The organism is Mycolicibacterium austroafricanum (assembly GCF_000612725.1).
Classification (GTDB): Bacteria; Actinomycetota; Actinomycetes; order Mycobacteriales; family Mycobacteriaceae; genus Mycobacterium; species Mycobacterium austroafricanum.
Map to the genome: position 1 here is coordinate 125408 of NZ_HG964459.1, position 25796 is coordinate 151203.

Below are 25796 nucleotides of genomic sequence, written 5' to 3' on the forward strand. Positions count from 1 at the left end.
GGCAGGTCCCGAGGCCGCGTGCGCACGTTGGTCGGTGCCGCCGGCCTGGTCGCCCTGCTCGCGTCCGGCGTCGGTGTCGGGGCCCACTTCTTCGGGCCGGTCAGCACCGTCGTGACGCTGTTGGCCTCGTTCACCCCACTGTGCATCGTGCTGGCCGCGGTGGCCGTATTCATGTTGGTGTCCGCCCGACTCCGGTACGGGGCGCTCGCGGCGTTGCTCGTCGTCGGGGCGGGATCGGTCGCCGAATTACCGCTCTACATCGGCGACGCGGCGCCGGCCCACCACGCTGCGTCGGCGCGACTACGCTTGTTGCAGGCCAACATCAAGCTCGGCGAGGCTGACGTGCTCGCGCTGGTCAGCCGCGCCCGCAGCGAGGGTGTCGATGTGCTCACGGTCGCCGAGCTGACCGCGCCGGCCGCCGAACGATTGGCAGCTGCCGGCATCGGGCAGACCCTGCCGTACAGCTACCTGATGCCCAAAGGCGGCGGCGGGGGAGAGGGCATCTATTCCCGCTATCCGCTCACCGACGAGGCGAAACTGCCCGACCTGCAACACAACAATCTGCGGGCCACGATCAACGTCGCCGGCGCGAAACCCGTCGCAGTTTATGCGCTGCACCCCGAACCGCCGTATCCGCTGCCGTCGTGGCGTTGGGCTTTGGAGCTCGACCGGATCTCGGCAACCCTTGCCGCCGAGCCGCTTCCGTTGATCGTTGGTGCGGATTTCAATTCGACCTTTGATCACGAGCGGTACCGCAGCCTGCTTCATGCCGGCGCACGGGAGGGTGCATCGCTCGTCGATGCCGCCGAATTCCTCGGTTCCGGAATCGTGGCGACCTACCCGGCCGACAGCTGGGTTCCCGCGGTGTTGGCAATAGACCGGATCCTCACCCGTGGCGTCACGCCCTCAACGTTCCGAAGAGTGGAGATCCCGGGCTCCGACCACCACGGTGTGATCGGCGATGTGCTGCTGCCCGCTCCGGGTCAGCGCTGAACACGTTCTGCCGCAAGCAGTTCGACGACACGTTCGACGTGCGGATCACGGATCACGGAGTCGTGGTCGCAATCGACCCGCTCGATCTGGAGATCGCCGGTGAGCAGTTGCGGCCACACGCGTTCGTCATCGCGATTGAATGCGCTGAGCACCAGAAGGGTTCGCCCGTCGTACGGACGCGGTTTGTGCAGCCGTCCGACACGTACCCCGACCTCACGCATCGGCTCGATCTTCTGTGCGGGCGTGCGACCGGCGATGCCCGCAAACGGCAGCCAGATCCTGCGGCGCCACAGCACGCGGCGATCGGCTGGTGCCTGCTCGAGCAGGGTCGACGTCGCGTCCGGGAGGACCTGTCGGGCCGCGCGTATGGTCCGGGCGGGCAGGAATGGGTCCAGCATGGCGACGAGATCGACCTGGTGACCGAGCGCCTGCAACCGGTTGGCCACCTCGGTGGCGATGAACGCGCCCAGCGAATGGCCGATCAATGTGTACGGGCCTTCACTCTGCAGGGCCAGCAGCGCCCCGAGATGGCGGCGGGCCGCCGCCGCGACCGTCCAGTCCGGGAACGCACGGTTCTCCAGGCCCTGTGCCTGGAAGGCGACGACGGCGACGTCGTTGCCGACCCGGCCGGCGAGCGGCGCGAAAGACAACGCGGAGGCTCCCGCACCCGCGAAGCAGAACAACGTCTCCCGGGTGTCGTCTGACGGTGCGCGCAGCAGGACGGTCGTCGGCGCCGGGCGGTGCGAGCGTGGCGCCTGCACGCCGTCCCGGTGCGCGCCGACCATCACGGCGAACTCGGCTACCGTCGGTGCTGCGGCCAGGTCGGAAGGCGCCAGCTGCACGCCACGTCGGGAGCCGACCGCGCTGAGTACCTGCTGCACGTTCAGTGAATCTCCGCCCAGCGCATAGAAGTTCTCGTCGCGTCCGACGGCGTCGAGGCACAGCACCTCTGCCCAGACGGTGGCGATCTCGGTCTCCAGCCCCGGTTCGGGAGCCACGATCGGCCCGCGCTGGGGTTCCGGCAGCGCCGGCCGGTCGACCTTTCCGCGTTCGTTACGGGGCAGGGAGGGCAGCATCACGATGTGTGTCGGCACCATCCAGGCCGGAAGCTGCCCGTGAAGTCGCGCGCGAACGTCGGCCACCGCCGGGCTGCGCGTCCCAGGTGCGGGAGCCACGTACGCCGCCAGCACCGGGGTCTCGCGGTCCTGCCTGGCGACGACGAGTGCCTCCCGGATGCCGGGGCATCCGAGCAGAGCCGCCTCGACCTCGGCGGGTTCGACGAGGTAGCCGCGGATCTTGACCGCCGCGTCCATGCGGCCCACCACCATCAGATCGCCGGACTCCGTGAAGCGGGCCCGGTCGTTGGAGACGAAAGTCCGGCTGCCGTCCGGGTTTTCGACGAAGACCGTGCTGGCGTCGGCCGGATTCAGGTAGCCGGCGGCAAGGTACGGCGAGGTCACGGTGAGCCGTCCGCTGTCGTCGATGTCGAGTTGCTTGTGCGGGACAGCGAGTCCGGCCGGAACAACCGCCGGCGGGACGTCATCACCGGGCCAGATGTCGAAGTGGGCGATGCCCAGCGTCTCCGAAGAACCGACCCAGTTCGTCAGCACGGCATCCGGCGCCAACTGGCGGGCGCGGCGAAGAACGTTGCTGTACACCGGTTCTCCGGTGGTGACGATCCGCTTGACATTATCGAGGATGCGCCCGCCCGCGCTGTCGGTGAGCGCTTGCAGGAACGACGGCGTGCACATCACGATGTCGACCGTGGTCAAACGCTCCATCGCCGCCGCGGGCGTGCAGTCACGCGGATCGATGGCGATGATCTCCGCCCCGGACAGTAGTGCTCCGATCAGGACGTTGAGTCCGGCCGCGAAACTTACCGGCATACAGAGGGCGACGACGCTGCCTTCGACGATGCCGAACCGGTCACGGTGCAGTATCCAGTCGCTGAGCCAAGTGCCGTGGACGTGCAGGACTGCCTTGGGCACGCCGGACGACCCGGAGGTGAACTGGATGCTCGTCACGCTCTGCAGCCCGAGCGCGGGCCTGTCAGCCGGGACTGCCGGTGGCGCGGGGGGGCCTTCGGCCGGCCACACCGCGCCGGTGCCGCCGGGCTCGGCGAGTTCCGCCTGGCGGCCGCTGACAACGACGGTACCGACGCGGTGGCCCCGCTCGGTGAGCGCCGCGAGGATGTGCGTCACGCGGTCGCGCGGAAGGCTGGTGTCCAACGGCACCAGCGGGGCGCCCGCGGCGAAACTGCCGAGGATCACCGCGGCGGTGTCCGGGGTGAGGTCACCGACGAGCGCCACCGCGGCGCCGGAATCGGGGCGCGCCAGTAGCGCCGCTGTCCACCGGTCGGCGCCGGCGTGCAACTCACCGTAGGTGACCGACAGTTCACCGGCGCGCAGCGCCACGTGCGGTGAGCGCGCGCAGGCCACCTCGTGGAACCGGTGGGTGACCGAGTCGTATTCGATTTCGCCGTACGGCGATGAGTCGGGTCTGCTCACGGCCACGGGGGCCGGCGCGTCCAGTGTCCGTCCGGTGGGCGTCGCGACAGCCCTGCGGAACAGCGCGACGGTGGGGCCGACCAGAATGAGGGTGCAGATCGCCTCGGCGGCGAGATAGGTGTAACCGATGCCGTCGATGCCCCATCGTGGCGTCGTAAGGATGGTCCCGGTGACCACCACGATCCCGAGCACGATCTGCGAGGCCACCGCCAGGCGCAGTCGGCGCTGCAGCCGTGCCAGTGCGGTGAAGATCGTCATCAGGCCCACGGCGGGCAGAGTGAGCGCCATCAGGCGGATGAGCACGGTACCGTTTTCGGCGTAGCCCGGACCCAGGATGCCGAGGAGCAACGGTGCGGCGACCAGCAGCGCCACGCACCCGGCCGTCGCCGCGCCCCCACACAACAGAACGAATCGCTTTGTGCACGAACGAAGGTCAGCCCCCGGCGTGGATGCTGCGGCGATGAAAGGAGCGGCGGTCGCCCCGACCAGGACGCCGAGTGTGTTGACCACCAGCCAGCACATCGAGAAGTAGGCGTTCATCTCGGTGCCGAGTTGAGCGACCACAATGAGCGGCACCAGTAGCGGCACGGTCACGTCGACGGCGTTGATCGCGTACGAACTGGCGAAGAAGTGGAAGAGTTCGCGACGGGCGGGCAGTGCGGGTGCGCCGGTGCGGCGCCGCGACTCTCGCCTGATCACCAGGAACCCGATGGTCGCGGTGATGAACGCTGCGGGCAGCACCCACGACCAGACGATCGCAGCACCTGTGGCGACCGGGATGAGCGCGACGACGGCGATCAGCTTGGCCGCCGACTGCCCGATGTTCTTGATCGCAATCGTGCGGGCGCGGCTGAGTCCGATGAGGACCTGGTCCTGCAGCGCGTAGACGGCGAGTATCACGACGGCCACCGGGAAGAGGGTCAGCTCAAGAACAGCCGGAAACAGCGCCTCGCGCGGTCCGAAGAACAGAAACGCCACTCCGAAGAGCAGCGCAATACACATCACGATCGAGGTGCCCGACCGCACCAGTCGTTGGGTGCTGGCACCGGCCAGTGGAAGGAATCTCTCGTAGAGGCTGCCCAGGCTGAGGTTCGCCAGAATCGCGATCAGCGTTGCCGAGGAGATGATCGCGGACGCGCGGCCGACCTCGGCGGTGTCGTAACCACGGGCGGCCGCGGTCCAGAAGGCGAACCCCAGGATGCCCGTCGCCGCGCTCGATGTCATGACGGCGACGATGTCGATGCCCAGCGCGCGGCCGTTGGCGAGTACGCGCGCACCGCTGCTGTCGCGGCCGGCCTGCGTAGCATCAACCAATTCAGAAGCCTGGCAATCGGTTTGCTGGCTGCCGGGGCCCGACTTGTGGCCTGGCATGGGCATGAAGTTCCTCGGGGTGTGGGCGCTCGATGTACACGCGAAGACGATACTAAGTCCAACAAAGTGTGGTTAGGCTAGCCAAAGTTGTGAGCCTCGTCATACCGTGCGAGGTAGGCGTCAATTTACTCATCTGTCCCGCTATGGTGACTTTCAGTTAATTCACAGGCTTGATGTGGCTATGCCTGAAAATGGCATCCGTTCAGCCGAATCGCGTCGTTGAGTCGCTATCTATCAAGGAGTTTCGTTACGTGACCGAGATTGCGCCAGGTTCGGGTGCGTGCGTCAGAGCAAACATCGATGCCTTTTTGAAGGCTGTCGGTGCGGGCGCTGTACGCGATGTGGCCTCGGTGGGGATGCGGCGGGCCAGTGTCACCGTGGTGCTACCCACCCGCAACGAGGCCCGCAATCTGCCGCACGTCGCGGAGCGGATGCCGCCCGTCGACGAAATCGTGGTCATCGACGGCGGATCCAGTGACGGCACCGCCGATGTCGCACGTGAACTCTGGCCTCATGCCACCGTTATCGAGCAGACTCGAAAGGGCAAGGGGAATGCGCTGGCGTGCGGCTTCCGCGCCGCCACCGGCGACATCATCGTGATGATCGACGGTGACGGCTCGACCGATCCCGCAGAGATTCCGCGGTTCGTCGACGCGTTGCTCGGCGGGGCCGATCTCGCCAAGGGCACTCGGTTTCGCGGTGACGGCGGCAGTGACGACATCACCAGCTTCCGCCGGATCGGGAATCTGGGCCTGAACTGGTTGGTGAACTGCTTATTCGGTACCGAATTCAGCGATCTGTGCTACGGCTACAACGCGTTTTGGCGGCGAAATCTCGAGTGCCTGGACCTCCCCGCCACCGACCTGACTGCGCCGCAGTGGGGTGACGGCTTTGAGATCGAGACGGTCATCAACGTTCGCGCCGCCCGCAGCGGCTGGTTGATCCGTGAGGTCAACAGCTTCGAAGGCAGGCGAATCTACGGTCGCAGCAATCTTAATGCGGTCACCGACGGGTTGCGCGTGCTTCGTACCATTCGTCGCGAACAGCGCAAGCATCGCGCGGCGGCGCACGCCGTCGTCGGCGCCGGATGGTCGCCATGACGACGTCTGCACCTCCCGGCAGCGAACCGCTCACCACTGCGATCTCGATCAGCGTGGTGATCTGCTGCTACACGGCCGATCGTCGTGCCGGCCTGGCCGCTGCGGTCACTGCCGCCCTCGCGCAGTTGGACGATCGCGATGAACTGATCGTCGTCGTCGACGGAAACGAGCTGCTGCTCCACGACCTCACGGCAAGCTACCGGCAACGGGTGACCGTCATGGCGAACACCCACCGGCGAGGCCTGTCGGGCGCGCGAAACTCCGGCCTGCGCGCGGCTTCCGGAAACGTGGTGGTCTTTCTCGACGACGATGCGATGCTGAGATGCGCCGCTCTCGACGGCGTTCGCAACGCCTTCGCCGACCCCACCGTCGTAGCGCTCGGTGGCGCAGTTCATCCGGACTGGCACTGCGGTTCGGCGCCGTCATGGTTTCCGCCGGAGTTCGGGTGGGTGGTCGGTTGCGACTATCGCGGATTGCCCCCCGACGGTGACGAGATTCGCAACCCGATCGGTGCGGCAATGGCGGTGAGGCGGGCCGAACTCATCGAGATCGGCGGCTTCTCCGACCGCCTCGGGCGCATCGGGGCACTGCCGACCGGATGCGAGGAGACGCTGATGGGTATCGCGCTGCGCCGGCGCGACCCGCAGGCCCGAATCCTGCGGCGCACTGCGTTCGCAGTGTCACATGCGGTGACACGGGAGCGAAGCACGTTGTCCTACTTTGTGCGTCGTTGTTTCCACGAAGGACGGAGCAAAGCCGTTCTGACCCGGCTGTGTGGTCAGCGCTCGTCCCTGGAGAGCGAGCGCGCCTACACCACGCGGATCCTGCCGTCGGGGATGTGGCATGCGCGGCGGCACCCTTTGCGGATGCTGGCATTGCCGATCGGCTTGACGGTCACCACGGTGGGATACCTCCTTGGTCTGATCCAGAACTCTTCACACGGGGGATGACAACTTGACGAGGATTGCCAGCTGGTTGCACGACGGTCGGATCACCGGCTGGGTTGCGTTGGTGCCGCTCATCTATTTCGCGACCGAGTGGGTGGTGTCGGCTTCGTGGCGGGGCTACTACGCGTATCGCGATGACCGGGTGGGCCTGCTTGGAATCGCTTTCTGCGGACCGGAAGGTAACTGGCCGTGCAGCGATCTGTACCGCGCGATGAACGTCGCGCTTCTGGCGACCGGGCTGGCGGTGGCGTTCGTCGCCGCCGGCTTCGTCGCGCAGCGTGTCACCGGCCGCAGTCACGCCGTCCTGCTGCTGGTCGCGGGACTCGGGCTGGCGTGCTCCGGTGTGATCACCCAGAACGTGGACTATGCGTGGAACCTCACCGCGACCGCCTCCTTCGTGACGTTGGGTTCGATCAGCGTGCTGCTCATCGCGGTGAGTTCGACATCGAAGATGTCCGGTGAGCGACGCGGCATCGCTGTGTTCAGCGGTCTCGTCAGCATCGTCGGCGTCCTCAGTTTCGTTGGTGAGCAACAGATCTTCGGCTCCGGTGGCGCGCAGCGAATGGCCATCTACGGCATCCTGGTCGCTGTCATCGCCCTGGGCGCAGCCGGCATGCGGTCACAGAAGGTCGCAGCGATCGAACTTGCCGAGGACGTGCGTTGAGGAGCAATACATTGCGGCGTCAGTTGCGCCGTCTCGGTGGCGTGATGTGTGTGCTCGCCCTGTGCGGCTGTGCCCTGCCGGAAACCGTCGGCAGGGCACAGCCGGCTGGTCCCCGGGTCGTCTTCAGTGACGAGTTCGACGGTCCCGCGGGTGCCCGCCCCTCCGCGCAGTGGCGGTTCGACACCGGCGGCGGGGGCTGGGGTAACAACGAATGGCAGGTCTACACCAGCGACCCCGCCAATGTCAGCCTCGACGGAGCCGGTCATCTCGCCATCGTCGCGCGCGGTGATGCCGACGGAAGCAACATCACCTCGGCCCGGGCCACCACCAAGGCAGCCGTCGAACTCACCAACGGCCGCGCGGAGGCGCGCATCGCCCTGCCGGCCGGTGTCGGCCTGCATCCGGCCTTCTGGCTGTTGGGCAGCGACGTCGACCGCGTCGGTTGGCCCGCCGCCGGTGAGATCGACGTCATCGAGACCCTCAACCTCGCCGACGAGTACCACACCGGGGTGCACGCTCCCCGTGCAGGATCGCCCAGGGGGCAGGAGGTTTCGGCAGCAGGTCCCGTTCCGTTCCCGCTCGCCGGCGAGTTTCGCACCTACTGGGTCGACAAGGCCCCCGGGCGGATCGTCACCGGTGTCGATGATGTGACCTTGTTCAGCGTCACCCCCGCGGATCTGGCTCCGGAAAGCACCTGGGTGTTCGACGCGCCGTTCTTCCTGCTGCTGAACCTTGCCGTCGGCGGCAACTGGCCGGGGCCACCGGACGCCACGACGCCGAATCCCTCCCGAATGCTGGTGGACTGGGTGAGGGTGACGGAGCGGTGAAGCTGTCCCATGTGCTCGACCCAGCGATGCCGCCACAGGCCCGGCCGACGTGGTCGAAGGCGCGCTGGATCGGACTGATCGATCTCGACAACTGCGCATCCGACGCCGACGGCGGCATGGAGTTCGTCGCGCGTCACGCTGACGGATACCACCACGCCCGCGTTCTGGTGCGCCATCAGGGCCAGCCCGTCGCCTTCGTCGAGGTGCCTGTCCGCGATGCCCTGATACGCCTGCCGGCCTGCCCGCTGCCCGAGGACCTGGACGCCGGTCAGCCGGCGCGACTGATGCCGATCTCGGTGGTTCTCTGCACCCGAGACAGGCCCGATCAGCTGGCAGATGCGCTGAAATCGATTCTGTCGCTCGACTATCCCGAGTTCGAAGTGGTTGTGGTGGACAACGCCGCGCGAACTGATGCCACCGCCGGGGTCGTCGCGCAACTTGGTGACGCCCGCGTGCGCCGCGTTGCCGAGCCGATTCCCGGGCTGTCCACGGCCAGGAACACCGGCCTGCGCCACGCCGCGCACCCGGTCGTAGCCTTCACCGACGACGATGTGGTCGTGGACCGCCAGTGGCTGCGCGGGCTGGCTCGCGGCTTCGCCCGGGCGCCGCGCGTCACCTGCGTGGCGGGTCTGATTCCCAGCGGAGAGCTCCGCACACCGGCGCAGGCGTATTTCGATCAGCGGGTTTCCTGGGCCGGGTCACTGCGCCCCCGGCTGTTCAGCATGGCCGAGCCGCCCGAGGATCTGCCGCTGTTCCCGTTCCAGGTGGGCCGGATCGGAGCCGGCGCCAACTTCGCGGTCAACCGGGACCGCATCTTGGGAATCGGTGGTTTCGACGAGGCATTGGGCGCAGGAACCGCGGCCCGGGGCGGCGAAGACCTCGATCTCTTCTTCCGCGTGGTGACCGCAGGGGACACGATTGCCGCCGAACCGTCGGCGATCGTCTGGCACCGCCACCGCAGCGACAACGAGGCCCTACTCAGTCAGGTTCGCGGATATGGTGTCGGCCTTGGTGCCTGGCTGACCAAGGTCGGAATGGAGCATTCGAATCGACGGCTGGCGATGCGGGTGCTCCGCCGGCGGTTCCGCTCGTCGCTGCGGGCCGGGGCGGACTACGGCGCCATCATGGCCATGCCCAGCAGCCTGCCCAATTTTCGCGACGACCTGCCTTCATCGGTGGGGCGCACCGAGGTGCTGGCGGTCCTTGCAGGTCCGAAAGCGCTGTGGCGCGGTAGGAGAAGCATCTCCGGCAGAGTGCCGTCGACGGTCCTTCGATGACGGCGACGATGGAACCGACAACCGCCAGGTCCGCCCCTACCGCGGTGGGCGAACCCGTGCCGCCGCGCCGCCTGCCCGTGATGCCGCTGCGGATGGCCGATCTCGCCGTCGTCGGTGCGGCGGCGGGTGTGATTGCGATGACGGGCCTACCCAGTGCCGTGCGCGCGGTGAGCCTGGTGGTGTTCATCCTGATCGGTCCCGGCGCCGCAGTGTTGACGTGGGTGCGGATTCCGCGCCGGGCGCTGGTGTCGGGCGTGCCGGTGCTGGGCATGGCCGTCGTCACTCTCGTCACCATCACCGCGATGTGGTCCTACCGGTGGAGCCCGCCCGACATACTCTGGACACAGGTGGTGGCGGTCGCCGGCAGCAGCGCGTACTGGTATCACCGCAACCGCACCAGTGTGCTGGCGATGGCGCACCGGTGGCACTGGCGATCGGCGGCACCACTACCGGCCATGCAGGACAGATCCGTTGTGCGCCGCCAGCTCTCGTTGCTGCTGAGCGGTCTTGCGGTGGCGATCTGGCTGGCCGCGGTGCCTGGTCTGCCGGGGGTGGACGCCAGCTACTACGGTCTGCTGTTCTCCGGCAGCGGCCCGTTGCTGGCGGTGTCCATCGCGCTGTGCAGTTGGGCGTTCCTGGTCGCGGTGCGCGACAGGAAACTACTTCCGGCAGCGACGGCCATCGCAGCAGCGATCATCGTCGCGCGGGTGACCACCGTCGCCGCCACCGAGGTCCCGCTGTGGGACTGGACGTACAAGCATCTGGCGGTCGTCGACTACCTCATGGTGCACGACCGGATAATGCCCGACGGCACCGACATCTACGCGCAGTGGACGGCGTTCTTCGCGGTCTGGGCATGGTTCTGTGAGACGACCGGACTGCCCGCCATCACCGCCGCGCACTACTTCACCCCGGTCATCCACGTGCTCATCGCGTTGACCGTGTACAGCGCGGCCCGGATCGTCGGTCAGTCCCGCCGGACCGCGCTCGCCGCGGCGTTCATCGTCGAGGTCGTCAACTGGGTGGGACAGGACTATTTCGCACCGCAGGCATGGGCTTTGGTGCTGGGCTTCGGGCTGTTGGGGCTGCTGCTGGCGTCTCCGCGCAGCAAGGCGAGCGGGATCCTGGGCATCGTGGTGTTCGCGGCGATGGTGCCCACCCATCAGCTGACGCCGTTCTGGGTGGTGGGGGTCGCGTTTCTGCTGTGCGGCTTCAAACGTGCCCGACCGAGGTGGGTGGCGTTCGCGATGGCCGCGATTGCGCTCGGCTATCTGCTGCTCAATCTGGAAGCGGTGCTGCCGTACGGGCTGTTGTCCGGTGGAAGTCCGATCGACAATGCTGCGAGCAATGTGCTGACGTCGGGGCTGCCCGCCAAGGATTTCACGTCGGCGGTGGTGCGTAGCCTGTCGATTGTCGTGATCCTCACCGCTTTCGGTTGTGCCGTCTGGCGCTGGCGACGGAAGCGTCCGGTGTTCGCGCTGGGAATCCTCGCCTTCAGTTCCTTTGGTCTGCTGTTCGGGCAGAGCTACGGAGGCGAGGCGATCTTTCGGGTCTACATGTACGCATTGCTCGGCTGTGCGCTGCTGATCGCCCCCGCGTTGATCGCCGCCGTGGACGGTGTCGCCTCGGGGGTGCGGCGCGCGCCGGCCAAAGCCGCGGCGATCGCCGGTCTGACGGCGGCATCGGTTGCCGGGTTGCACGGGTATGTGGCGTTGTGGCCGATGATCTACGAAACGCGGGAACAGGTCGAGTTGATGGATCGCATCACCGACGGCGCCGACGTGCGGACCCGGCTGGTGACGCTGCGGTTGGGCGGTATGCCGACCCGGCTCAACGCCAGTTATGCCGAAGTGACGCTGCATAATCCGTTCTTCGACGCGACGATCGGCTATGACCTGTGGGATGGTCTGGATCCCGATCTTCCCCAGCTGAAGGCGCAATTCCCGACGCCGCAAGACATCAAGACTCTCGACGACTATGCGCAATATGATGCGTTCCGGGCCTACGTGCTCTTCAGCGAGCAGTCCACCAAGGCAGTGCGTTACTACGGCGACTTCCGGCCCGAGGCCGTCGACATCGTGAAGGACGCGCTGCGCCGATCGCCGAACTGGACGGTGTTCTACGAAGACGGCGAGACGGTCGTGTTCCGCACCGCACATGAATGGGACGTGCCTGCGCAGACCACCGCTGACAGAAGCGGATGACGCGAGTCAGGTGGGGGATGTGCTGCGCAGAAAGGACTGTGCCCGCGTCGGCACCGAATTCAGCGCCGCAGCCACACGTTCAGCATCGAACACCGAGTCGTGGAACTCGGCCGTCATCCACAATGCCCCCGTCACCGTCGCCGTCGTGACCGTCACGCCGCACGGGCCGACCGGATCGCTGGCGACGAGGATCCGGGCCTCCTCCGGGTCGCTGAACGACCACCCCGCGCGCGGCACCGTGCCGATGCTCGAGTGCAGTAGCCGCAGCTGTGGTTGCGTGGAGACCGTCCACTCGGTGCGGCGATCCTTCCGCATCGCCGCCCTGGCCTTCACCGAGCTGACCGCGAGATTGGCTACCGGCCGGCCCATCCCGACGGCCGCCGTCATCGCGTCGTGGAGTCCGCGCGGACCGGCGTGGCGGTCGACGGTGAAATCCAGTCCGGCGGAGAACGACGCGAGGGTGTCCCACCCGTCCGGCAGGTAGCGGCGAACATCGAACGGCAGCGTGACGGTCGGGTCGACGTCGAATCCGACACCCGAAAATGCCTCGTGCAGCGCGCAAGTGAAGAGCGCGAACATGCTCACCCCGGGCAGAGCCGAATCACGTTGCCGCCGTAGCTCGGTCACGGTGTGGGTGGGAATGCGCGCGACCCGCGTCGCGGGAGACGGGTGGATGTCGGCGCTGCGCACCGCGGTGGGCTCGACCGGGCCGGTGTTGTTGCGTCGGTGCTGCCGCCACAGCGGCAGCAGTCGTTGTGGTCCCAGTGCAACGGTGCGCACCGCGGCGGCGAGCAGAGGCGAGACCGAGTGCCGGTAGGGAGCCCACAGACCGGTGTCGGCGGCATCGGCGCAGCCGAACAGCACAGCCACCAGCATGTCCAGCAGCGGGATCTCGCCGAGCCCGTGGCTGAAGTCGATGGCCAGGTAGTGGTCGCTTGCGAGGACTCTGATGCCACCGTCGGGCAACTGTCGTAATTCGGCCAGCAGCGCAACAGGATTCGCGCCGGGGACAAGCATGGTCGACGCCGTGACGGCTTGTCCGGGACCATCAGGTGCGTAGTGCCAACAGGTGCTCGTCGTGGCGGGGCGCAGACCGATGCGGGTCTCCGGGCCCACGGCTGACATCGCCGCGAAACGCGCTCGGAGCGTATCGAGCGGCGGCACTTCGACCGGGCCGAGTACCACCGCCGAGCGCCGGTGGCTGTGTTGGACGTCCAGCGCGGCCACTCGAACTGTGCCCAGCCGCCTGCGGCGTAGAGAAAGGGGCATTTGCCTGCCGAACCTATCAGAACACCTCGTTACGCCGGTGCGACCCGGATTCCGGGGTTCTTGCTGATGACGGCCGGAGCCGTTCTGTAGTTTCTGGCGCATGACGACAGTCGACCGACGCGATGCGCCGAGGCTCCGAGGGCGGGCGTTGTGGACGGCCGCCGCGGTGGTGGCGGCCGGTTACGGGGTGTTCCTGATCATCACCGCGACCCGGCTGCCGGCGGGGGCGGAGCTCACCGGGCAGTTCGTGTTGCAGCCGGCGGTCAAGGCGTTGGCCGCGGTGCTGCTGGCGGGAGCCGCGCTGACCCACCGCATCGGCCGGGAGCGCCGATGGCTGGTCGGTGCGCTGCTGTTCTCCGCGGCCGGGGACTACCTGCTCGCCATGCCGTGGTGGGAGCCGTCGTTCGTGCTGGGGCTGGCCGCGTTCCTGGTCGCGCACCTGTGCTTCCTGGCGGCGCTGCTGCCGCTCGCGGTGTCGTCACCGCCCCGGCTGGCCGCGGCAGGCGCCGTGGTGGCGGCCTGTGCGGCCTTGCTGGTCTGGTTCTGGCCGCGACTGCTCGAGCAGGGGATGGCGCTGCCGGTCACCGTCTACATCGCGGTGTTGGGCGCCATGGTGTGTACGGCGCTGCTGGCAGACCTGCCCACCCCGTGGACCGCCCTGGGCGCGGTGTGTTTCGCGGTGTCGGACGCGATGATCGGCATCAGCAGGTTCGTGCTCGGATCAGAGGCGCTGGCGGTGCCGATCTGGTGGGCCTACGCCACGTCGCTGCTGCTGATCACCGCGGGGCTGCTGTTCGGCCGGGCGTCCGTCCCGTCTGCTACACCTGCGGTGTGACCATCACCCGGCAGGCCGCCGAGCACGAGCCCGTGGCGCGTGTGCTGCCGATGCTCACGGTGCCACACCTCGACCGCGAGTTCGACTACCTGGTGTCGGCCGAGCAGTCCGACGACGCCCAGCCCGGGGTGCGGGTGCGGGTCAGGTTCCACGGCCGCCTCGTCGACGCTTTCATCCTCGAAAGACGTTCGGACACCGACCATGTCGGCAAGCTCGGCTGGCTGGAGAAGGTGGTGTCCGCCGAGTGTGTGCTGACCCATGACGTGCGGCGACTGGTGGACGCGGTGGCCGCCCGGTACGCGGGCACCCGCCCCGACGTGCTTCGGCTGGCGGTGCCGCCCCGGCACGCCAACGCCGAGAAGAAGATCCGCGAACCGCTTGCGCCGCTGACGCCCGCAACCGTCGAGACCCCCGCATGGCAGGCCTACAGCGGCGGACCGCAGTTCATCGCCGCGCTGGGCGACGGCCGGGCCGCGCGGGCGGTGTGGCAGGCCCTGCCCGGCGAGTCCTGGCCGCAGCGACTGGCCGAGGCGGGTGCGGTGACCGTCCATTCCGGGCGCGGGGTGCTCGCCGTGGTCCCCGATCAGCGCGACATCGACACGCTCCACGCGGCCGCGGTCGAGCACGTGGACGCCGACAGGGTGGTGGCGCTGTCGGCGGGCCTGGGTCCGGCCGAGCGGTACCGGCGCTGGCTGGCAGTGCTGCGGGGCGATGCGCGATTCGTGATCGGTACGCGCAGTGCGGTTTTCGCGCCGGTCGCCGATCTGGGGCTGGTGATGCTGTGGGACGACGGCGACGATTCGCTGTCCGAACCGCGCGCACCCTACCCGCACGCCAGGGAGGTCGCGATGCTGCGCGCACACCAGGTGCGCTGCGCGGCGATGATCGGCGGCTATGCGCGCACCGCTGAAGCACACGCGTTGGTGCACAGCGGCTGGGCCCACGACCTGACCGCGACCAGGCAGACCGTCCGTGCGCACTCGCCCAGGGTGATCGCGTTGGAGGACAGCGCGTACGCCCAGGAGCGCGACCCCGCCGCCCGCACCGCGCGGCTCCCGACAGTGGCCCTGGACGCGGCGCGCAAGGCACTCGCCGGTGACGCCCCCGTCCTGGTGCAGGTGCCGCGCCGGGGTTACGTGCCCGCATTGGCCTGTGCCCGCTGCCGCAGCGTCGCCAGGTGCAGGCACTGCACGGGGCCGCTGTCGCTGCCCGGCCGGGACGCCCCCGGTGCGCTGTGCCGATGGTGTGGGCGTGAGGAACCGGCGCTGCGCTGCACCCGGTGCGGATCCGATGCGGTGCGCGCTGTCGTCGTGGGCGCCCGCCGCACTGCCGAGGAACTGGGCCGTGCGTTCCCCGGGACGCCCGTCGTCACTTCCGGCGGCGACGACGCCGTTGCGACGGTGCCGCAGCGGGCCGCTGTCGTCGTCGCGACACCCGGCGTCGAACCCCGGGCCGACGGTGGATACGGGGCCGCGCTGCTGCTCGACACCTGGGCGCTGTTGGGACGTCAGGATCTGCGGGCCGCCGAGGACGCCCTGCGCCGCTGGATGGCGGCAGCCGCGCTGGTCCGCAGCCGCGCCGACGGAGGGGTGGTCGCGGTCGTCGCGGACTCCTCGATCCCCACTGTTCAGGCGCTGATCCGGTGGGACCCGGTGGGGCACGCCGAGTCGGAGTTGGCTTCGCGCGGCGAGGTCGGACTGCCGCCCGCCGTGCACATGGCGGCCGTGGACGGGCCGTCGCAGGCGGTGAACGCGCTGCTCGGCGCCGCAGCGCTGCCGCAGACAGCCGACGTGCTGGGACCGGTCGACCTGCCGCTGGGAGCCCGCCGACCCGCGGGGCTGGACACCGACATGCCGGTCAACAGGATGCTGGTCCGGGTGCCCAGAGACGACGGGCTGGCGCTCGCTGCCGCCCTGCGACGGGCCACCGCCGTGCAGAGCGCGCGCCACGACCAGGAGCCGGTTCGCGTCCAGATCGACCCGTTGCACATAGGGTGATGCCCATGTCGGTGGGACGCCTGGTCAAAGCGCTGATCCCGCTGATCCTGATCGCCTTCGGGGTGCTGTGGCCCGTGGTGTTCCACGGCGGGTCGAGCGCCTCGGAGATCGACGACCCCGTGGTGATCGCCGACTACGACGTCGACATGGTCGTCGACGACGCCGGCGACATGACCGCGGTGGAGACACTGACCACCGAGTTCTACACCACCGCCCGGCACGGCATCTTCCGGTACTGGGACGTGGCCAACCCGAACAGCCCGTATGTGCGGCAGAAACCCGAGGTCACCTCGGTGCTGCTGGACGGCCGGCCGGTGCCCTACCAGATGCTGTGGGAGGACGCCGGACGGTTCCGGGTGGCCAAGATCGGCGACCCCGACCGCTACCTGAGCGACGGCACGCACGTCTTCGAGATCCGCTACACCATCCCCGGCGTCCTGGACCCGGGAGGCACCGGTGCGGACCGGCAGTTCGCCGGATCCACCGGCGGCCCAGACTCATCACCGTCGGTTTTCTACTGGAACGTCATCGCCCCCGCCTGGAACAACCGCATCGACCGTGCCGACATCACCGTCACGCTGCCCGGCGACATCGGTACCGCGCAGTGCTCGGTCGGCTTCGGGGTGGGCCGCGAATGTGACGAACTGACCGTCGACGGCAACCGTGTCCAGTTGACCGCGGAATCGTTGCCGCCGCGGACCCCGGTGACGCTCCGCGCCGGGGTCGACGTGCCGACGCCGCCGAGGGCCGAAGTGCTGTGGCCCCACACCTGGGACCGGGTGCTGGGCCGGTCGGTTGACGGCGTGGCCTGGATGGTGGGGCTCACCGTGGCGTTCGGCATCCTCGCGCTGCTGTGGTTCCGCTCGGTCCTGGAGCGATCGCCCGGATTCCCGCTGCAGTACGCCCCGCCACCCGGCTTGGGGCCGGTGCAGGCCGAGTACATCCGCACCGAGTCCGTGTCCAAGCACGGTCTGACGGCCACGCTGTTCTACCTCGCCGAGCGGAACCTGGTCGCGCTGCGCCAGGTCAGCGACGAGCACTGGGAGATCAAGGGCATCGCCGAACCCGGGAAATGGGCCGACGTGGACCCGGTCAGCATCGCGGTCGCCTCCAGGCTGAAGGTGCTGAACCCCGGCTCCGAGTTCGACGCCAAGAAGACGGTCAAGTCGGGGGAGAAGCTGAACAAGGCGAAGGCCGACATGGCCAAGGCGGTCGAGAAGTGGGCCGTCGAGTCCGGGTTGCTCGTGCCGCGCAAGAAGGAATTGTGGCTACGCGCGGCGAACGTGGCCGCGTTCGTCCTGATGATCTGTGGGTTCTTCCGCTGGGGATTCCCCGCCACGATGTGGGCGCTGCCGTTCGCGGCGTTCTTCCTGTTCTCGGCGGGCTCGTGGCGGGACGGCGTCGGCACCCGGCGCACCGCGGCGGGGCGTGAATTGTGGTCCCGGGCGGGCGGTTTCCACCGCATGCTGGCCACCGACTCCGCCGAGACCCGCTTCGACTTCTCGGCGCGCAAAGATCTCTACACCGCCTACATCCCGTTCGCCGTCGCGGCCGGGGTCGCAGCGCTGTGGGCGAAGAAGTACGAGGCCTATACGGGTGCCGTTGCGCCGCAACCGGACTGGTACGGCACGTCGACCTCGTCATCGACGAGCCGGGGGATCAGCGGCGGAGGCGGCGCCGACTTCGACAGTTTCGAATCGGCGCTGTCGTCCTCGATCGGCGCCTACACCGCTTCTCAGTCGTCATCCTCGTCCTCATCGGGCGGTGGCAGCTCCAGCAGCGGTGGCGGCGGCGGTGGCGGCGGCGGAGGAGGTGGTGGATCGTGGTGAGATTCCTGCTGATCGTGGCTCTGGTTCTGGCGGTGCTGGTGCTGATCGGTTTCGTGGTCGGATACAACAGGATCCGCTCGGCTGACGTCCGCGTCGCCGAGGCGCTGTCGGGTATCGACGTCGAACTGACCCGGCGTGCCTCGCTGATCCCCAGTCTGGTGCACACCGTGCAGACCTTCGCCACGCACGAGAAGGGCATCCTCGACCGCGTGACCGATGCCAGGGCGGCGCTGACGTCGGCCACCGGCGGCAAGTCGATCGCCGAGCGCAGCGCCGCCGAGAAGCAACTCGACTCCGCGCTGGTGCCGCTGCTGGCGCTGGGCCAGAACTACCCGCAGCTGAACTCGTCGAACAACTTCCTGGATCTGCAGCGCAACCTCGCCGACACCGAGGACAAGCTGGCCTTCGCGCGGCAGTACTACAACGACGCCGTGGCCACCCTCAACCGGCAGCTCACCACGATTCCGTGGATGTTCGTCGCGCCGCTGACAGGGGTGGCCGAGAAGGAGTACTACCAGACGCCCAGATGAGCGTCCCTAGACTGACGCGGTGCGTCTCGTCTTCGCCGGCACCCCGGAGCCCGCCCTGCCCTCACTGCAACGGTTGATCGACTCTGACCGCCACGAGGTGATCGCCGTGATGACCCGCCCGGACGCGGTCGCCGGACGTCGCGGCCGCCCGTCGCCCTCGCCGGTGGCGCAGCTGGCGGCCGCGCACGGCATCCCGGTGCTCAAGCCCGCCCGCCCGAATTCCGGGGAGTTCGTCGCCGAACTGAGCGCACTGTCCCCGGACTGCTGCGCGGTGGTCGCCTACGGCGCGCTGCTGGGGGACGCTCTGCTCGCGGTGCCCGCCCACGGCTGGGTGAACCTGCACTTCTCGGTGCTGCCGGCGTGGCGGGGCGCAGCGCCCGTACAGGCCGCGCTCGCCGCCGGCGACGAGGTGACCGGGGCGACGACGTTCCAGATCGAGCGCAGCCTGGACTCCGGACCGGTCTACGGTGTGGTGACCGAGACGATCCGGCCCACCGACACCGCCGGCGATCTCCTGGAGCGGCTTTCGGTGTCGGGCGCCGGCCTGTTGGAAGCGACCATGGACGGCATCGAGGACGGCACCCTCACCGCGGTGCCGCAACCGCCCGAAGGGGTGAGCGTCGCGCCCAAGGTCACCGTCGACGACGCCCGGATCCGCTGGGAGCTGCCCGCACACGTCGTCGACCGGCGCGTCCGCTCCGTCACCCCCAATCCGGGTGCCTGGACGATGATCGGTGACCAGCGGATCAAGGTCGGTCCCGTCACGGTCGCCGGCGACGGACCCAAAGGTCTTGAGCCAGGCGAGATCCGGGTGGACAAAAAGCACATTCACGTCGGCACGGGTTCGGATGCGGTGCTATTGGGCACCGTGCAGCCGCCCGGAAAGAAACCGATGAACGCAGCGGACTGGGCCAGGGGCGCCCGACTGGACGAGAACGGGTGGGCCCGGTGAAGCGCAAACGTCTCGACCCCGCCCGCCAGGCGGCTTTCGACGTGCTGCGGGCGGTGTCCGAGCGGGACGCCTACGCCAACCTGGCACTGCCCGCGTTGCTGCGGGACCGCGGAATCACCGGGCGCGACGCGGCTTTCGCCACCGAACTGACCTATGGCACCTGCCGCACGCGCGGTCTGCTCGACGCGGTCATCGCCGCCGCCGCCGGCCGCCCGGTGGACAAAATCGATCCGGTGCTGCTGGACCTGTTGCGGCTGGGCAGCTACCAGCTGCTACGCACCCGCGTCGACGACCACGCCGCGGTGTCGACCACCGTCGACCAGGCCGGCATCGAATTCGATTCCTCCCGAGCAGGATTCGTCAACGGAGTGCTGCGCACCATCGCGCGCCGCGACGAGGCGTCCTGGGTCGAGGAACTCGCGCCCTCGGCTACCGGTGATCCGATCGGGCATCTGGCGTTTGTGCACGCCCACCCGCGGTGGGTGGCGCAGGCCTTCGCCGACGCGCTGGGCGCCCGCGCAGGTGAGCTCGGTGCGCTGCTCGCCAGTGACGACTCCCGCCCCGAGGTTCATCTGGTCGCGCGGCCGGGGGCGCTGACGGCTGCCGAGCTCGCCGAACAGGTGGGTGGCGGGGTCGGCAGGTACTCGCCCTACGCCGTTTATCTGGGCGAGGGCGACCCCGGCCAGCTGGCGGCCGTCCGCGAGGGCACAGCGCTGGTCCAGGACGAGGGCAGCCAACTGGTGGCCCGCGCGCTCACGCTGGCGCCGCTGGTCGGCCCCGACGGTGGGCGGTGGTTGGATCTGTGCGCCGGGCCGGGTGGCAAGACCGCGCTGCTGGCCGCGCTCGGCGCGCCCGAGGGGGTGACGGTGACCGCGGTGGAGCCCGCGCCCCGGCGCGCCGACCTGGTCGAGCAGAACACCGCGGGCCTTCCCGTCGAGGTCGTGCGCGTCGACGGCCGCGAACCGGGGCTGGCGCCCGGATTCGACCGGGTCCTCGTCGACGCCCCCTGCACCGGGCTCGGTGCCCTGCGCCGCCGACCCGAGGCGCGCTGGCGCCGTCAGCCCGGCGACGTGCCCCCACTGGCCAAGCTGCAGCGCGAGCTGCTGGCCTCGGCGATCCGGCTGACCAGACCGGGCGGCGTCGTGCTGTACGCGACCTGCTCGCCGCATCTGGCCGAGACCGCCGGTGTGGTCGCCGACGCGCTGCGCAGGCATCCGGTGACGGCGTTGGACACCCGTGAGCTGTTCGAGCCCGCCACCGACACCGGAGACGGGACGTCTGTGCAGCTGTGGCCGCACCGGCACGGCACCGACGCGATGTTCGCCGCCGCACTTCGGGTGAACTGAGCACCGATAAGGTGTTGCCCATGTCTGGACCGCTCGCCCGAGAAGCCAAGAAGTCGCCGCTCATCGCCCCGTCGATCCTGGCCGCCGATTTCGCCCGGCTGGCCGAGGAGACCGCCGCCGTGGAAGGTGCGGACTGGCTGCACGTCGACGTGATGGACAACCACTTCGTGCCGAACCTGACGCTCGGTCTGCCGGTGGTGGAATCGCTGCTCAAGGCCACCGACATCCCGATGGACTGCCACCTGATGATCGAGAACCCCGAGCGGTGGGCGCCGCCCTATGCCGAGGCGGGCGCCTACAACGTGACCATCCACGCCGAGGCGACCGACAACCCCGTCGCGGTGGCCCGCGACATCCGTGCCGCCGGCGCCAAGGCGGGTCTGTCGGTCAAGCCCGGCACGCCGCTGGAGCCGTACCTGGAGATCCTGCGCGAGTTCGACACCCTGCTGGTGATGTCGGTGGAACCGGGCTTCGGCGGGCAGAAGTTCATCGCCGAGGTGCTGCCCAAGGTCGGCATCGCGCGGCGGTTGGTCGACGCGGGCGAGCTGACCATCGTGATCGAGATCGACGGCGGCATCAACGCCGACACCATCGAGGCGGCCGCCGAGGCCGGCGTCGACTGCTTCGTCGCGGGTTCTGCGGTCTACAGCGCGCAGGACCCCGCGGCGGCGGTGCACTCGCTGCGCAAGCAGGCCGCGTCGGCGTCCAAACACCTGACGCTGTGAACCTCGACGCCGCGATGGCCGCGGCCATCGAGCAGTCCGAGCGGGTCAAGGGCCGGACGTATCCGAATCCCCCCGTGGGAGCGGTCATCCTGGATCGCGATGGTGAGATCGCCGGCGTCGGTGCGACGGCGCCGCCGGGTGGACCGCACGCGGAGGTGGTGGCGCTGCGGCGGGCGGGGGAGAGGGCGGTCGGCGGCACCGCGGTGGTGACGCTGGAGCCGTGCAATCATTTCGGCCGCACCCCGCCCTGCGTCGATGCCCTCCTCGATGCCGGCATCGCCGAGGTCGCGTTCGCGGTCGCCGACCCCGACCCGGTGGCCGCCGGCGGAGCGGCCCGGCTGGCCGAATCCGGGGTGCGGGTGAGCGCGGGCGTGCTCGCCGCCGACGTCACCGGAGGGCCGCTGCGGGAATGGCTGCACAAGCAGCGCACCGGGATGCCGCACGTGACATGGAAATTCGCGACGAGCGTAGACGGGCGCAGCGCCGCGGCCGACGGTTCGAGTCAATGGATCACCAGCGAGGCGGCGCGCGCCGACGTGCATCGCAGGCGCGCGACGGCCGACGCGATCATCGTGGGCACCGGCACCGTGTTCGTCGACGACCCCGCGTTGACGGCCAGGCTGCCCGACGGCAGTCTCGCCGACCACCAGCCCCTGCGGGTGGTGGTCGGGAAACGTGAAATCTCGCCTGATGCAACGGTTCTCAACGACGATTCGCGAACCATGGTGATCCGCACCCACAACCCGCACGAGGTCATCAAGGCGCTGGCGGATCGCACGGACGTATTCGTCGAGGGCGGCCCCACGTTGGCCGGGGCGTTCCTGCGCGCCGGGGTGATCGACCGGATCCTGGCCTACGTCGCCCCGATCCTGCTCGGCGGTCCGATCACCGCCGTCGACGACGTCGGTGTGCTCAGCATCGCGCAGGCCCAGCGCTGGCGTTTCGACGGGATGACCGCCGTAGGGCCCGACGTGTTGCTCAGCCTCACTCCCGTTTAGAGGTGTGAGTGCGCGGTCTCACACCGCGGCCCGGCGCGCTGGGCCGCAGATCCGGCCCCGGCTGCCGGTAAAATCGGCAGGGAATTCGCGCTTTCACCGATGAGTTGCGCATGGTGAGCACGAGCAAAGGAAACGAGCATGACTGCACTGCAGCACTGGCTCAGTCCCGTCGATCCCCGAAACGTCATGGGCGCGATTCGTGACGTGTGGCGGGAACTGACGTCCAGCCCGGCCGGCGAGGGTCAGGAGCCTCAGCTGATGGGGCCCGGACTCGAGCGCTGCTGAGCCTCGTCCGAGGGCTCTTCGGCGTGGTCGTCCTTGGCCGCGATCAGTAGTCCCAGCAGCGCGCCCACCAGGCAGACGACCGCCGTGATGGTGAAGATCTCGCCGTACTGCAGCACGTAGGCCTCACGCACCCGGTTGGCCTCGGCGGCCAGTCGTTCCGCGAGGGAGCCTCCTGCGGTGCTGGCCGGCAGGCTGGCGAGGTGCTGGTTGAAGCGGTACAGGCCCCACGCGGAGAGCGCCGCGATGCCGATCAGCATCCCGATCATGCGGGCGACCACCACCGCGGCCGAGGCGATACCGTGCTGGGCGGCCGGAACCACGCGCAGGGTGGCCGAGGTCAGCGGGCCGATGACCAGGCCGAGGCCCAGGCCGGCGATCGCGAGGTCGGTGTCCAGCACCGGCAGGCTGACGAAGCCGAGGTCGTGCCGGGCGGCCAGCAGGTCGACGGGCCACTTGGAGATCAGCAGGAAGCCGCCGGCGGCGATGAGCAGCCCGGCGAACGTCACGAGGCGGTCCCCGACCCGGGTGGCCAGCCAGCCACCCAGCAGGGCACCGACCGGAAGTGCGATCAGGAAACGCAGCAGCAGGAACGCCGCCTCGTTCTGGTCCTGACCCAACACGCCCTGCCCGAACAGTTCGACGTTGACCAGGGTCACCATCAGCGCCGCACCCGCAGTCAACGAGGCCCCCAGCGCGGCCAGGAAGGGCCGGAAGTGCACACCGCGCGGCTCCAGCAGCCTGGTCCTGGCGAACTTCTCCCACCCGAAGAAAGCCACGGCCGCGACTGCCGCCGCGATCAGAACGGGCAGGCCCCAGCTGGGCAGCACCGTCTTGCCGTCGGGTTTGGGGTTGTAGAGCCCGATCACCGCCAGGCCGAGGGCGACTGCCAGCAGCAGGCCGCCGACCACGTCGACCTTCTGCGGGTCCTCGGTCGGTGAGCGGCCGGGCAGGCTGAAGTGGATCATCACCATCGCGATCACGGCCAACGGCACGTTGACCCAGAACACCGACTGCCAGTGGCCGAACAGCCACACCAGCGAGATGCCGTAGACGGGGCCGAGGACGCTGCCGAGTTCCTGCGCCGCGCCGACCCCGCCGAGCACCGCGGCCCGGTTACGGGCGGCCCACAGGTCGGCCGCCAGCGCGAGGGTGACCGGCAGCAGGGCGCCGCTGGCAGTGCCCTGGATCACCCGGCCGACGACGAGCACCACCAGGTCCGTCGACATCGCGGTGATGACCGATCCCGCAGCGAAACCGGCCAGGCTGACCTGGATCAGAATCTTGCGGCCGAAGCGGTCCGAGGCGCGGCCGAGCAACGGCATCGCCGCGATGTAGCCGAGCAGGTAGCCGGTGATGATCGGGGTGACGCGCTGGATCTCGTTCACGCCGATGCCGACGTCGCGCATGATGTCGACCATGATCGTGACGACGACGTAGGTGTCGAGCGCGCCGAGCACCACCGCCAGGCTGCCCGCGCTGATCGCGATGCGCCGGTTGATCGCCCCCCGACCTGCGTGGGGCGCCGGCTTGGCCGTAATCGGCGTCCGGTGCATCACACAGCGGGTTTGTCGACGGTCACCGGCTCGCCCCACTGCGACAGCGTCATCGTCACGCTGTTACCGGGGCTGGGCTCCAGGCGGGCCTGCATGAGCTCGTGGTCACCGTCCTCGGTGATCCATGCGGTGCCCGGGACGGGGCCGGTGGCGGCGATCTGCGGCGCGATCTTGTTGACCGCGTCGGCGCTGACCTCACCGGTGACGCGGACGGTCTGCGCGCCCTTGACCTCTTCGCGGCCGTCGGCGGTGGGATTGGAGAAGTTGGCCAGCACGTTGGCCAGACCCACGTCGGGGTTCAGGATCGCGGCGACGTCATAGACGTCGGAGGCGGGTCCGAAGTTCGACAGGGCGCCACCCGCGGTGATCGCGGCGTAGAGATCGCCGTCGGAGACCACGAACGCGACGTCGTTGAGCCGCTGTCCGAGGAAGATGATGTTCGCGGTGCCCTTGGCGGCCACTGCGGGGGACTGCGTGAGGTCGCCCTCGAGTGACTCGACGGGCAGGTCCGGGATCTGGCCCTGAACGCTCAGGTTCAGATGCGCGCTGGTCTGCGCCTTGGTGGTCTCGCTCGACCGCTGCAGCAGGGTCGCGGCGTCGGGGAGTTCCTTACCGGAATCCTTCGAGGACGATCCGGAGCACCCTGCGACGAGGGCGACGACGGCGAAGAGGGCGGCGAAGATCGCCAACAGGCGGGTCTGCATGCCTGCATCGTAGAGGGTGCGGACGTGTGGACGCGCGGCCCGGTGCCGGGGCGGAAGCGCAAAGATGGCCCCTGATCGGGACTTTCACCGCGTCTCTGTGGGTCACGTGGGCGCCGCACACCCGCCGCACGTTCGAGGGCGCGAAGACGCCTAGGCTGGGCGGCGTGTTCACCGGAATCGTCGAAGAACTGGGTGAGGTCGTCGGCAAGGAGGACCTCGGTGACTCCGTCCGGCTGGTCATCCGCGGGCCCGTCGTGACCTCGGACGCCGGTCACGGCGACTCGATCGCGGTCAACGGGGTGTGTCTGACCGTCGTCGACGTGCTCGCCGACGGCTCGTTCAGCGCCGATGTGATGGACGAGACGCTCAACCGGTCGAGTCTGCGCGGCGTCGACGTGGGCGCCAAGGTCAACCTGGAACGCGCCGCGGCGGTCAGCAGCAGGCTCGGCGGTCACATCGTCCAGGGCCACGTCGACGGAACAGGCCATGTCATCTCGCGGACGCCGTCGGAACACTGGACGGTGGTGCGCATCGCGTTGCCCGCGGCACTGGCGCGCTACGTCGTCCAGAAGGGCTCCATCACCGTGGACGGCGTGTCGCTGACCGTGTCAGGCCTCGGTCACGACTGGTTCGAGGTGTCGCTGATTCCCACCACGCTCGGGCTGACGACGCTGGGCCACGCCGAAGTCGGTGCGCACGTCAACCTCGAAGTCGACGTCATCGCGAAGTACGTCGAACGGCTCCTGGAGAAGAAAGACGCCCCCACCGGCGGTACCGACTGACCGCGCATCGGACCGGCGGCAATATTGCGCCCCGACCCGTGGTTCATACTGAAGGGTATTGACACGAGGTTCCGGGGTGCCGGAACCGGCAAGGGTGGTGA

General features: G+C 69.0%; 21 protein-coding genes. 17 read left to right on the forward strand and 4 right to left on the reverse strand.

Going from position 1 to position 25796, the window contains the following annotated elements; all coding sequences use genetic code 11:
• Positions 1 to 18: 18 nt before the first annotated feature.
• Complete coding sequence (locus tag BN976_RS28250; RefSeq protein WP_235622156.1) at positions 19 to 993, forward strand: endonuclease/exonuclease/phosphatase family protein; 975 nt, start codon at positions 19 to 21, stop codon at positions 991 to 993.
• Here the strand turns inward: BN976_RS28250 and BN976_RS28255 are convergent.
• Complete coding sequence (locus BN976_RS28255) at positions 984 to 4814, reverse strand: alpha/beta fold hydrolase (RefSeq protein WP_235622159.1); 3831 nt, start codon at positions 4812 to 4814, stop codon at positions 984 to 986. The two genes, BN976_RS28250 and BN976_RS28255, sit on opposite strands and share 10 nt — an antisense overlap.
• Before the next feature lie 413 nt (positions 4815 to 5227).
• Between BN976_RS28255 and BN976_RS28260 the strand changes: the two genes are divergently transcribed.
• Genes BN976_RS28260 through BN976_RS28285 form a run of 6 tightly spaced genes read left to right on the forward strand, consistent with a single transcriptional unit; the run spans position 5228 to position 11890 of the window.
• A complete protein-coding gene (locus tag BN976_RS28260; protein WP_235622163.1) occupies positions 5228 to 5971 on the forward strand; it encodes a glycosyltransferase family 2 protein in 744 nt (247 codons plus the stop codon).
• Complete coding sequence (locus tag BN976_RS28265) at positions 5968 to 6921, forward strand: glycosyltransferase family 2 protein (protein WP_036376299.1); 954 nt, start codon at positions 5968 to 5970, stop codon at positions 6919 to 6921. The genes BN976_RS28260 and BN976_RS28265 overlap by 4 nt, the downstream gene beginning before the upstream one ends.
• Positions 6922 to 6925: 4 nt before the next feature.
• Positions 6926 to 7582 carry a hypothetical protein gene (locus BN976_RS28270; RefSeq protein WP_036376164.1) on the forward strand — a complete coding sequence of 219 codons (657 nt, stop codon included), beginning with the start codon at positions 6926 to 6928 and terminating at the stop codon, positions 7580 to 7582.
• Positions 7583 to 7626: 44 nt separating this feature from the next.
• Positions 7627 to 8409: a glycoside hydrolase family 16 protein gene (locus BN976_RS28275; protein ID WP_036376301.1), complete on the forward strand. Its 783-nt coding sequence runs from the start codon at positions 7627 to 7629 to the stop codon at positions 8407 to 8409.
• Entirely contained in the window at positions 8406 to 9686 is a 1281-nt protein-coding gene (locus tag BN976_RS28280; protein WP_011779895.1) for a glycosyltransferase family 2 protein, read from the forward strand. The genes BN976_RS28275 and BN976_RS28280 overlap by 4 nt, the downstream gene beginning before the upstream one ends.
• Positions 9683 to 11890: a hypothetical protein gene (locus BN976_RS28285; RefSeq protein ID WP_036376166.1), complete on the forward strand. Its 2208-nt coding sequence runs from the start codon at positions 9683 to 9685 to the stop codon at positions 11888 to 11890. The genes BN976_RS28280 and BN976_RS28285 overlap by 4 nt, the downstream gene beginning before the upstream one ends.
• 6 nt (positions 11891 to 11896) lie before the next feature.
• On the opposite strand, the gene BN976_RS28290 is transcribed toward BN976_RS28285, so the two are convergent.
• Positions 11897 to 13159 carry a hypothetical protein gene (locus tag BN976_RS28290; RefSeq protein ID WP_036376169.1) on the reverse strand — a complete coding sequence of 421 codons (1263 nt, stop codon included), beginning with the start codon at positions 13157 to 13159 and terminating at the stop codon, positions 11897 to 11899.
• 100 nt (positions 13160 to 13259) lie between these two features.
• Here BN976_RS28290 and BN976_RS28295 point away from each other — a divergent pair, with 100 nt between their 5' ends.
• The 9 genes from BN976_RS28295 (at position 13260) to BN976_RS34095 (ending at position 22656) form a co-directional block, all read left to right on the forward strand.
• Positions 13260 to 13994: a lysoplasmalogenase gene (locus BN976_RS28295; RefSeq protein ID WP_011779898.1), complete on the forward strand. Its 735-nt coding sequence runs from the start codon at positions 13260 to 13262 to the stop codon at positions 13992 to 13994.
• 50 nt (positions 13995 to 14044) lie between these two features.
• Positions 14045 to 15991 carry a primosomal protein N' gene (locus BN976_RS28300; protein ID WP_409366023.1) on the forward strand — a complete coding sequence of 649 codons (1947 nt, stop codon included), beginning with the start codon at positions 14045 to 14047 and terminating at the stop codon, positions 15989 to 15991.
• Between the two features lie 5 nt (positions 15992 to 15996).
• Positions 15997 to 17820: a DUF2207 domain-containing protein gene (locus tag BN976_RS28305; RefSeq protein ID WP_109489683.1), complete on the forward strand. Its 1824-nt coding sequence runs from the start codon at positions 15997 to 15999 to the stop codon at positions 17818 to 17820.
• Complete coding sequence (locus BN976_RS28310) at positions 17814 to 18350, forward strand: LemA family protein (RefSeq protein ID WP_036376179.1); 537 nt, start codon at positions 17814 to 17816, stop codon at positions 18348 to 18350. The genes BN976_RS28305 and BN976_RS28310 overlap by 7 nt, the downstream gene beginning before the upstream one ends.
• Before the next feature lie 19 nt (positions 18351 to 18369).
• Positions 18370 to 19302, forward strand: coding sequence for a methionyl-tRNA formyltransferase (gene fmt, locus BN976_RS28315; protein WP_011779902.1), 933 nt, complete (start codon positions 18370 to 18372; stop codon positions 19300 to 19302).
• Positions 19257 to 20648, forward strand: a complete 1392-nt coding sequence (locus BN976_RS28320) for an RsmB/NOP family class I SAM-dependent RNA methyltransferase (RefSeq protein WP_036376182.1) — start codon at positions 19257 to 19259, stop codon at positions 20646 to 20648. Before fmt ends, BN976_RS28320 begins: the two co-directional genes overlap by 46 nt.
• Before the next feature lie 20 nt (positions 20649 to 20668).
• A complete protein-coding gene (gene rpe / locus BN976_RS28325; protein WP_051558591.1) occupies positions 20669 to 21373 on the forward strand; it encodes a ribulose-phosphate 3-epimerase in 705 nt (234 codons plus the stop codon).
• The gene (gene ribD / locus BN976_RS28330; RefSeq protein WP_084182406.1) at positions 21370 to 22371 is read left to right on the forward strand and encodes a bifunctional diaminohydroxyphosphoribosylaminopyrimidine deaminase/5-amino-6-(5-phosphoribosylamino)uracil reductase RibD; all 1002 of its coding nucleotides are present in this window, start codon (positions 21370 to 21372) and stop codon (positions 22369 to 22371) included. The genes rpe and ribD overlap by 4 nt, the downstream gene beginning before the upstream one ends.
• A gap of 138 nt (positions 22372 to 22509) precedes the next feature.
• Positions 22510 to 22656: a hypothetical protein gene (locus BN976_RS34095; protein ID WP_165804725.1), complete on the forward strand. Its 147-nt coding sequence runs from the start codon at positions 22510 to 22512 to the stop codon at positions 22654 to 22656.
• On the opposite strand, the gene BN976_RS28335 is transcribed toward BN976_RS34095, so the two are convergent.
• Complete coding sequence (locus BN976_RS28335; RefSeq protein WP_011779906.1) at positions 22623 to 24209, reverse strand: MFS transporter; 1587 nt, start codon at positions 24207 to 24209, stop codon at positions 22623 to 22625. The genes BN976_RS34095 and BN976_RS28335 overlap by 34 nt on opposite strands.
• Positions 24209 to 24913: an LppX_LprAFG lipoprotein gene (locus BN976_RS28340; protein ID WP_011779907.1), complete on the reverse strand. Its 705-nt coding sequence runs from the start codon at positions 24911 to 24913 to the stop codon at positions 24209 to 24211. The genes BN976_RS28335 and BN976_RS28340 overlap by 1 nt, the downstream gene beginning before the upstream one ends.
• A gap of 164 nt (positions 24914 to 25077) precedes the next feature.
• On the opposite strand from BN976_RS28340, the gene BN976_RS28345 reads away from it, so the two are divergent.
• Complete coding sequence (locus BN976_RS28345) at positions 25078 to 25695, forward strand: riboflavin synthase (RefSeq protein ID WP_036376318.1); 618 nt, start codon at positions 25078 to 25080, stop codon at positions 25693 to 25695.
• Positions 25696 to 25796 lie beyond the last annotated feature (101 nt).

Excerpts from the sequence above, each read along its gene's own strand:
- BN976_RS28260 (WP_235622163.1), top strand. The coding sequence starts at position 5,228 with ATGCGGCGGGCCAGTGTCACCGTGGTGCTACCCACCCGCAACGAGGCC.
- BN976_RS28305 (WP_109489683.1), top strand. The coding sequence starts at position 15,997 with ATGTCGGTGGGACGCCTGGTCAAAGCGCTGATCCCGCTGATCCTGATC.
- BN976_RS34095 (WP_165804725.1), top strand. The coding sequence starts at position 22,510 with ATGACTGCACTGCAGCACTGGCTCAGTCCCGTCGATCCCCGAAACGTC.
- BN976_RS28335 (WP_011779906.1), bottom strand. The coding sequence starts at position 24,209 with ATGCACCGGACGCCGATTACGGCCAAGCCGGCGCCCCACGCAGGTCGG.
- BN976_RS28340 (WP_011779907.1), bottom strand. The coding sequence starts at position 24,913 with ATGCAGACCCGCCTGTTGGCGATCTTCGCCGCCCTCTTCGCCGTCGTC.
- BN976_RS28290 (WP_036376169.1), bottom strand. The coding sequence starts at position 13,159 with ATGCCCCTTTCTCTACGCCGCAGGCGGCTGGGCACAGTTCGAGTGGCC.
- BN976_RS28275 (WP_036376301.1), top strand. The coding sequence starts at position 7,627 with ATGTGTGTGCTCGCCCTGTGCGGCTGTGCCCTGCCGGAAACCGTCGGC.
- BN976_RS28285 (WP_036376166.1), top strand. The coding sequence starts at position 9,683 with ATGACGGCGACGATGGAACCGACAACCGCCAGGTCCGCCCCTACCGCG.
- BN976_RS28295 (WP_011779898.1), top strand. The coding sequence starts at position 13,260 with ATGACGACAGTCGACCGACGCGATGCGCCGAGGCTCCGAGGGCGGGCG.
- BN976_RS28265 (WP_036376299.1), top strand. The coding sequence starts at position 5,968 with ATGACGACGTCTGCACCTCCCGGCAGCGAACCGCTCACCACTGCGATC.
- rpe (WP_051558591.1), top strand. The coding sequence starts at position 20,669 with ATGTCTGGACCGCTCGCCCGAGAAGCCAAGAAGTCGCCGCTCATCGCC.
- BN976_RS28300 (WP_409366023.1), top strand. The coding sequence starts at position 14,045 with ATGCTCACGGTGCCACACCTCGACCGCGAGTTCGACTACCTGGTGTCG.